The following is a 318-nucleotide window of genomic DNA, read 5'->3' as shown; positions in this document are numbered from 1 at the left end:
TGCCCGACCGCATCGTCAACCAGCGGGTGTTCTTTCTGGAAAACGACAGTGTGATAACCATGAACCTGATAAGATAGTAAAGATGGAGGATAGGGAAAGCAAGAAGAAAGGATGGAAGAACCGGATGGGACAGGATATGGAAAAGAATAAGATGAACAAGGTGAAGTACGGAATTGGTTTCTGAATGTTATTGCTTTGAGTTGACTTCGGTACCTGGATTACTGAAAAGGGCATCTTGCCCGTAAACGTCCTATTTTCCGCCTTGACGCTGATTTAATATAAATATACCTTTGTGGCAAACTTGAAATTTACAGTTAT

At 41.5% G+C, this 318-nt stretch carries 1 protein-coding gene; it reads left to right on the top strand.

Going from position 1 to position 318, the window contains the following annotated elements:
• On the top strand, positions 1–184 hold a 184-nt coding region (locus M1B78_RS18595), incomplete at its 5' end, for a hypothetical protein (protein ID WP_257941511.1).
• Positions 185–318: the final 134 nt, after the last annotated feature.

Origin of the sequence: Bacteroides muris (ex Fokt et al. 2023) (assembly GCF_024704895.1) — a bacterium.
Classification (GTDB): domain Bacteria; phylum Bacteroidota; class Bacteroidia; order Bacteroidales; family Bacteroidaceae; genus Bacteroides; species Bacteroides muris.
Note: the sequence above shows the minus strand (reverse complement) of the source record. Positions and strands in the feature narration are given on the sequence as shown.